Below are 8402 nucleotides of genomic sequence, written 5' to 3'. Positions count from 1 at the left end.
CCCCCCCCCCCCCCCCCCCCCCCCCCACGGCTCCAGCGCACCAGGTCCCCAGTGCGGTACACGCGCCCGAACGGCGACGCGACGAACCGGGCCGCGGTCAGCGCCGGGTCGCCGAGGTAGCCGCGCGCGACGGCCGGCCCGCCCAGGTACAGCTCGCCGACCGCGCCGACGGGCACGGGCCGCAGCCGCGCGTCGAGCACGAGCGCCGTCACGCCGTGGACGGGTGCACCGATGGGCACGCCCCCACCCGGGCGCAGCGGGTCGCTGAGCGTGGCGAGGACGGTGGTCTCGGTGGGCCCGTACGCGTTGAGCATCGTGCGCCCGCGCGACCACCGGTCGGCGACGTCGACCGGCAGCGCCTCCCCGCCCGCGTCGAGCATCCCCAGCGCCGGCAGCTCGGCCTCGGGCGTGACGGCGAGGACGGCGGGTGCGGTGATCGCATGGGTGACGGCCTGCTCGCGCAGCAGGGCGGCCAGGTCCGGTCCGCCGACGACGTCGGGCGGGCAGATCACCAGGGTGGCGCCGGCGTCGAAGGCCAGCAGCAGTTCCTGCAGCGACGCGTCGAAACTCGGCGCGGCCACATGCAGGACGCGCGAGTCGGCGTCGGCCGGGTACCGCGCGCGCAGTGTCGCGACGAGTCCGGCGAGACCGCGGTGGCTGACGGCGACGGCCTTGGGGGTGCCGGTGGAGCCGGACGTGTGGATCACCCACGCGAGATGGTCGGGGTGCAGCGGACGCACCCGCTCCCCCACCTCGAACGGCGCCGACGACGTCTCGCCGTCGGACGGGTCCACGCGGGTCACGCCGTCGGGCAGGGTGACGTCGTCGCCGCACACCGCGACGGGCACGTCGCGCAGCAGTTCGGTGAGCCGCAGCGTGGGGGTGGCCGGGTCGATCGGGGTGTAGGCGGCGCCGGTCTTGGCGACGGCCCACAGCGCGATCACCGAGCCGGCCGAGCGTGGCAGCAGCACCGCCACTCGGTCGTCGGGTCCGACGCCGGCGGCAATGAGCTTGCGCGCGAGCGCAGTTGAACGAGCGTCCAGGTCGCGGTAGGTGAGCTCGGCCGCCCCGTCGCGCACGGCGACGCGGTCCGAGCCCGCGTGCGCGGTGAGCACGTCGGCCAGCAGGCACACACCGTCGGCCTGCGGGCCGCGCGCGGGCACGAGGCCGGCGAGTTCGTCGGGCGTCGCGAGCGGCAGATCCCCCACCGCGCGCTCGGCCGACCGGGCGAACGCGCCGAGGAAGTCCAGGAAGCGGCGATGGTGCCGGGTGAGCGTCTCGTCGCCGTACAGCCGCGGGTTGGCCTCGAAGTCCACCCGCACGCTGCGCCCGGCGATCCCGGCATACACGTTCACCGACAGGTCGTCGACCGGGCCGGTGGAGAGCAGGTTGTACTCGCCGGAGATGTCGCCGTACGCGTACTCCGGGTTGAACATCATCAGGTTCACCACGGGCCCGAACGCGCTGCGCGTCTCCCGGTGATCGCCGACGGCGTGCAGGTCGCGCAGCATGTCCTCGTAGCGGTACCGCTGGTGCCGCAGCGCCCCGGTCAGCTCCACCTGCACGCGGCGCACCAGGTCGGCGACGGTGACGTCGGGTTCCACGCGCACCCGCAGCGGCACGATGTTCGAGATCGACCCGGCCGAGCGGCGCAGCGGTGCGGTGGTGCGGGCCGAGACCGGCAGGCTCAGCGCGACGTCCGTGGTGCCGTTCATCCGGGCCAGGTACGCCGCGAAGGCGGCGACGACGATCGGCACGTCCGTGGAGTTGGCGCTGCCGGCCAGGTCGGCCACGGCGGCGGTCACCTCGGCGGTGAGTTCCGCGCCGACGTGCCGGCACGGCATCGTGGGGGCGGCGGAGCCGGGGGCGAGCGTGACGGGCGGCGGCAGGTCCACCAGGCGCTGCGCCCAGTGCTCGCGGTCGGCGGCCTGCCGCGAGCTGCCGACGTAGGCGAGCTCGTGCTCGGCGATCTGCTCGAGGCTCAGCGCCCGGATCGGCGGCGGTTCCTCGCCGCGCACCCACGCCGTGTACAACTCGGCGCTGCGGCCGAGCATCACCATGCCGCCGTGCCCGTCGAGGGCGAGGTGGTGGATGTAGGTGAACAGGTAGAAGTGCTCGTCGGCCAGCTGGATCAGCGTGGTGGCGATGAGCCGGTCGCGCAGCGGGTCGAGCGGACGGGTGTACGTCTCGTCCATCCACCGTCGCGCCTCGGCCTCGGGGTCGTCGTGGCCGCGCAGGTCCAGGTAGCCGGGGTAGTCGTCGACGTCCGGGATCACCCGCTGGTGTGGTTCGCCGTCGACCATCTCGAGGAACAGCGTGCCGGATTCGACCTCGCGGGCAGCCTTCTCGCACGCGTCGCGGATCAGGTCGGCGTCGAGCGGGCCGTGCAGGTCCAGGTACTGCGCGATGGTGAACGGGACGTCCGGGGTGAGCTGCTGAGCGAACCACAGTCCACGCTGACTCGTGGACATGGCAAAAGACGGCACCGCACCCCCTCGTGTTTCCCTCGAGATCGACGGGCGTGCAGTGGGGACCCCTCGATCGACAACGGCGTGGACGCCTCCCTGCATCCATCACCGTCGAATACATCGACCCTAACGATCCTCAGCGTTACTCACCACTCGAACCGACCAGGCGACCGGTTTCTCGGTTATGGTCACCCCGGAGGAATCGAAGGGGGCAGGACCGCGTGAACGATGTTACCGACGAGTCACTTTCGCCGGAGCCACGCCGGCGCAAGGTGCGCCGGCGCAAGACCGACGAGCAGATCGCACAGGAGCGCCGCAAGCGCCGGAACATCGCGATCGTTTGCACCGCAGGCGCGGTCGTCGTCGTCGGGATGGGCGCCTGGCTGGCTTACGAAGGGCTGCACGCCAAGTCGAGTCTAGAGCAGGCCCGTGAGTACGCCACGAGCTCGAAAAATGCTCTGCTGGCCGGCGATACCGCGACGGCGCTGCGCACCGCCGGCGACGCCGACAAGTACGCGAAGCAGGCGCAGGAGTCCACCCACTCGCTGCCGTGGAGCATTGCCGCGGCGATCCCCTGGCTCGGCAGTCCGTTCGCTTCGAGCCAGCAGATGAGTGACATTGTGACGGGTCTCACATCCGACGTTCTGGTCCCCGCAGTGGACGCCGGCTCGGCCGTCTCCCCCGATCAGCTGATCCTCGACGGCGCCCGCATCAACCTCGCGGCCCTGCGCGACGCCGCACCGGTCCTCGAGACCACCGCAGCAGCGGCGGCCGAACTGGACGCCCGAGCGCAGGACATCGACGGCACCTACCTGGGCCTGATCGACGACGCGCGCGTCCAATTGCAGGACCAGACAGGCGAATTGTCCGGTTTGCTCCACAACACGTCCCTCGCGGCGCAGATCGCACCGGCCATGCTGGGCGCCGACGGACCGCGCAGCTACTTCATCGGCTTCCAGACCAACGCCGAGGCCCGCGGCACGGGTGGTCTGCTCGGCGGGTTCGGCATCGTGCGCGCCGCGGACGGCGCGGTACGGGTCGACGACCTGGCGAGCAACCGGGAGCTGCGCACCAACTACCAGCCCCTCGATCTCGGGCCGGACTTCGCTCGCACCTACGGGCACAGCCGGCCGACGGTGGACTTCCGCAACAGCAACGTCAGCTCGCACTTCCCGTATGCGGCGCAGATCTGGCAGTCGATCTGGCAGCAGGAGTCGGGTGAGCGCGTCGACGGGGCGGTCGCGACGGACCCCGTGGCACTCAGCTACGTCCTCGACGTGGTCGGCCCGGTGACGTTGCCCGGCGGGGAGAAGATCACGGCCGACAACGTCGTCGAACTCACCGAATCCACGGCATACTCGCGCTTCGGCGACGATCAGGCCGCCCGCAAGAGGTATCTGGAAAGCGTCGCGTCGGCAGTCGTCCAGAAGATGACGGGCAGCATCAGCCGGCCACAGGCCCTGCTGGAAGCCCTCGGCCGCGCGGCGAGCGAAGGGCGACTCGCGGTGTGGAGCGCCAACCCGGAGGAGCAGGCAGTTCTTGCGGAAACCCCGCTCGGCCACACCGTTCCCGAAGATTCCGCCCCGTATGCGGGCGTAGTCGTCAACAACCTGGGCGGCAACAAGCTGGACTACTACCTGCGACGCGAGATCGAGTACACCGCGGGCTCGTGCAACGGCGATACCCGGAACTCGACGGTTACGGTGCGGCTGACCAACGACCTGCCCGCGGGTGACTTCACCAACTACGTGGCCGGCATGTTCGACAACCCGATGGGGGCGCCGTTCGGTGCCAACCTGACCGATCTGTCACTGGTCGCCACGCAGGGCGCGAGGCTCGACAAGGTGACCGTGAACGGTAGCCCGGCCATGAACTTCACCGGCAAGGAACTGGGGCATCCGGTCTACAGCGTGCAACTTCCGGTTCCGCGCGGCGAGACGGCCGAGATCGTCTTCGAGCTGACGGAACCCGTCGTCGGGGGTGAGGCCCGCATACCGGTGCAGCCGCTGGTGGACGAGCCTCAACTCACCATCGACGTGCCGGCCTGCGGCTGAGGCCGACTGGGCGTCCTACAGCCACCGGCCCGGGCCACCGCGCTGGTAGCGGCGGTAGGACACCCAGAAGCCCCATGCTGCGATACCGAATCCGACGAAGGACAGAAGGTCGGACTCGGTCAGGCCGTGGCCAGGATTGAACACGTACAGCACCCGGCCCTCGAGGGGGCCGCTCAGCGCGAGCCACAGAAACGACGCCACCGCGACGGCGGTGCTCGACAAGACGTTCGGGCGAGCGAGGCACCATGCAGACGCGGCGAAGAGCGAGCACATGAAGACCAGGACGTGGAAGATATCTGGACTAACGATCTGGCACTCCTGAGCGCTGACGTGGCCGATCACATAGCAAGGTCAACACCGCTACTGGCCGCGAGGCAGAACCTCGCGGCGAGCGCGGCAATAGGCACTGGATTACGTTCGCACCACATCCACATGCTCGCGATACCAAGCGATGGTGGACGCTATTCCTGAGCGGAGATCAATCTTCGGCTCCCACCCGGACGCTCGGAGATTCGAGACGTCCAGCAGCTTCCGCGGCGTCCCGTCCGGCTTGCTCGTGTCCCACTCGATGTTGCCGGTGTAGCCCACTTCCTCGGCGACGATCCGAGCGATCTCCTTGATCGAGTGGTCCTCACCAGTCCCGACGTTGACCTGCTCCGGACCGTCATAGTGTTCCATCAGGTGCAAACACGCTGAAGCCATGTCGTCGACGTGCAGAAACTCCCTGAGGGGGGAGCCCGTGCCCCAGTTCGTCACGGTGTCGATACCTTCTCTGCGCGCCTCGTCGTACCGGCAGATCAGCGCGGGCAGGACGTGCGAACCCTCAGGCGAGAAGTTGTCCCCCGGACCGTAGAGATTGGTAGGCATGGCCGAAATCCACGGCAGTCCGTACTGCCGCCTGACCGCCTGAATGTGCAGAATCCCAGCGATCTTCGCGATGGCGTACGCGTCGTTGGTTGGCTCCAAGTGACCAGTGAGAAGGTACTCCTCTTTGATCGGCTGGGGAGCGAGTTTCGGGTAGATGCACGATGAGCCGAGAAAGAGCAGCCGCTGAGTCCCATGTTCCAACGCAGCGTCCAACACATTCACCTGGATCCGGAGATTCTCCGAAAGAAAGTCAACCGGGTACGTGCTGTTCGCCAAAATGCCCCCGACCTTGGCCGCCGCTAGGACAACGTGCACCGGCTTGCACTCGGCGAAGAACCGAAATACTGCGTCACGGTCCCGAAGGTCCAGCTCATCGGACGAATGGCCGATCAGGTTCGTGAAACCTTCCCTGACCAGCAACCGCCAGATCGCCGAGCCGACTAGGCCTCGATGGCCAGCCACGTAAAACGTGGCGTCCCGATCCAGGAGGGACGGGACGAACGCCGCCGACATCAGGCGATCTGCCAATCCGGATGCACCGGACGGTCAATCCACGGCCGCCCTTCATGCTCAAGGGCCTCGATATCCGCGTCCACCATGATCTTCGCCAGCTCCGGCGTGTGCACACGCGCCTTCCAACCAAGCTTCGTTTCGGCCTTAGTCGCATCGCCAATGAGTGAATCGACTTCTGTGGGACGAAGGTACCGATCATCGAATCGAACATGATCCTCCCAGTTCAAGCCAGCATGCTCGAACGCGATCTGTAGGAAGTCGCGAACCGAGTACGCGCCGCCCGTCGCGAGCACATAATCATCGGGATCGTCCGCCTGAAGCATCTGCCACATGCCTTCGACGTACTCAGGGGCATAACCCCAATCACGAACAGCGTCAAGATTGCCCATATACAGATACTCCTCCATACCAGCCTTGATGCGGGCTACAGCGCGCGTAATCTTGCGCGTCACAAACGTTTCACCACGCCGTGGTGATTCGTGATTGAAGAGAATACCATTGACCGCATACATGCCATACGCTTCGCGATAATTCTTGGTTACCCAGTAAGAGTAGACTTTTGCAGCTCCGTACGGCGAGCGAGGATAGAACGGAGTGTCCTCATTCTGCGGGGGAGGAGTTGCTCCGAACATCTCTGAACTCGACGCCTGATAGTATTTGCAATCCAAACCCGCCAAACGAACAGCCTCAAGCAACCTGATCGAACCAATTCCGGTCGCATTACCGGTGTGCTCCGGTTCATCGAAACTGACGCGAACATGGGATTGAGCGCCCAAATTGTACACTTCGTCCGGCCTGATGCTCGACAAGAGCGTTATTAGTCGTGTTCCATCGCTAAGATCACCGTAATGCAGGAACAACTTTGCACTTGAATCATGCGGGTCAACGTAGAGATGATCAATCCGTGACGTGTTGAATGACGACGAGCGTCTAATCAAGCCGTGGACCTCATAACCTTTCGACAGCAAGAGTTCAGCAAGGTACGAACCATCCTGACCGGTAACTCCCGTTATAAATGCTCGCTTCAACACAACTCCTCAGGTTGCAACGCTAGAGACAGACCTGTGCAACAATGTCGCCCGCTACCACGCCCTACTTGGACAAATACTTGAGACTACCGACGACAGGCACCTAATTGACTGGAATCATCCCAATCCCGTCCACCCCCCAAGTTGGCGATCCGTCACACCGCCCGCTCCCAAAACCGGATCACTCCAGGATGAAGGACATTCATCCTGTAAAATACCCGCCCACGACAATTCCCGACACATTTTCCGAAACCTCATATGACTGGTGCCGAGCTACCGGAGGGCCTGACAGCTGCCCCCCACCGGAGAACGAGCGCTTACCCTCTTTAGACGCATCGCCGGTCGTTCGATAACACGCCATGACAGAAATCCCATGCACCAGGAGGCAAACAGCAGCGCCAGAACTGTCAATTGTCCGCTCGTCCAGTCGAACCAAATGAAGAGATTAATCAGTGGCCAGTGCCAAATGTATGTCCCGAAACTAATATCTCCGATCCGGTCCGTGATTAGTCGAAATACTTGCGGCCCGTAAAACCCGAACCAAATCGTTGCGAACGCAAGGGGCGCTAAAATCACCAATGGGTCAAGCACGGCCGATATCTCGGGTGGCGTAAACGCTATCACTGCTATATAAGCTGCGACTGCCGCGACAAAGAACGACCAGTGACGAGGTATTCGATGCCATATGCCAGAGAGAAGAATACCGGCTGCGAAGCATGACAAATATTCGATAAATGTATGGTGCAGCAGATTTTCAAACACGCCCCCAACCAAATGGACCACAATTGGACCTACGATAGCAATCGGAGTCAATGCCACCAACATCCTGTGAAATCCATACCTGTGCGCTAATGCAACAAGTACCGGAGCCAGTGCATAAAACGAAACCTCCACAGGAATAGTCCACAACGAACCATTTAGAATCCCAGTGCCAAAAGACGCGAAAGCGCTCGGATCATGCCCGGGAAGCAAGAATAAGCATCCGACGAGCCAGGCAAACACATCAAGATTTATCATATCGCGCCAATTTATTGCGCCAATACACATCATGACGACCACGACCACGACCACATACACGTATATGGCCGGCGCCACTCTAAGGAAACGATTACGACAGTAATCGAGCCAATTCCCTGTAGATGAAAACGTCCTTTCCGCCGAGCGGTAGACGAACAGTCCACTCATCACGAAGAACATTGAAACACCGTCAAAGAACCAGTAGTTGTCAGACGAGCCATGCCACAAGAACCGTTCATCCAAGAGGTTTACACCGTGCTGTACAACGACAGCGCTGGCAGCAAACAACCGAATAAAGTCGAAAAGATTGTCTCGACTTATGTCAGACGCGTACGGATCTTGAAGTATTCGCTCTGCCATGACAGGCCCCTCCCCTTGTGAAAGCACCTAGAGGCAACATGCTAGAAAAGTCTCACCGTTAGTAGCTCGTTAGCGGTAGGAACCAGCAATCGTCA

At 64.0% G+C, this 8402-nt stretch carries 6 protein-coding genes; 1 reads left to right on the top strand and 5 read right to left on the bottom strand.

Going from position 1 to position 8402, the window contains the following annotated elements; translation table 11 throughout:
• On the bottom strand, positions 1–2471 hold a 2471-nt coding region (locus QYS60_RS02610; protein ID WP_371382354.1), incomplete at its 3' end, for an AMP-binding protein.
• A gap of 269 nt (positions 2472–2740) precedes the next feature.
• Here QYS60_RS02610 and QYS60_RS02605 point away from each other — a divergent pair.
• Complete coding sequence (locus tag QYS60_RS02605) at positions 2741–4522, top strand: DUF4012 domain-containing protein (RefSeq protein WP_371382361.1); 1782 nt, start codon at positions 2741–2743, stop codon at positions 4520–4522.
• A gap of 15 nt (positions 4523–4537) precedes the next feature.
• On the opposite strand, the gene QYS60_RS02600 is transcribed toward QYS60_RS02605, so the two are convergent.
• From QYS60_RS02600 to QYS60_RS02585, 4 genes are all read right to left on the bottom strand, one after another.
• The gene (locus QYS60_RS02600; protein WP_371382353.1) at positions 4538–4723 is read right to left on the bottom strand and encodes a hypothetical protein; all 186 of its coding nucleotides are present in this window, start codon (positions 4721–4723) and stop codon (positions 4538–4540) included.
• Between the two features lie 210 nt (positions 4724–4933).
• A complete protein-coding gene (locus QYS60_RS02595) occupies positions 4934–5902 on the bottom strand; it encodes a GDP-L-fucose synthase family protein (RefSeq protein ID WP_371382352.1) in 969 nt (322 codons plus the stop codon).
• Positions 5902–6930 carry a GDP-mannose 4,6-dehydratase gene (gene gmd / locus QYS60_RS02590; protein WP_371382360.1) on the bottom strand — a complete coding sequence of 343 codons (1029 nt, stop codon included), beginning with the start codon at positions 6928–6930 and terminating at the stop codon, positions 5902–5904. Before gmd ends, QYS60_RS02595 begins: the two co-directional genes overlap by 1 nt.
• 273 nt (positions 6931–7203) lie before the next feature.
• The gene (locus QYS60_RS02585; RefSeq protein ID WP_371382351.1) at positions 7204–8307 is read right to left on the bottom strand and encodes an acyltransferase family protein; all 1104 of its coding nucleotides are present in this window, start codon (positions 8305–8307) and stop codon (positions 7204–7206) included.
• Positions 8308–8402 lie beyond the last annotated feature (95 nt).

It is taken from the genome of Rhodococcus sp. GXMU-t2271 (assembly GCF_041414735.1).
GTDB lineage: Bacteria > Actinomycetota > Actinomycetes > Mycobacteriales > Mycobacteriaceae > Rhodococcus > Rhodococcus indonesiensis.
Note: the sequence above shows the minus strand (reverse complement) of the source record. Positions and strands in the feature narration are given on the sequence as shown.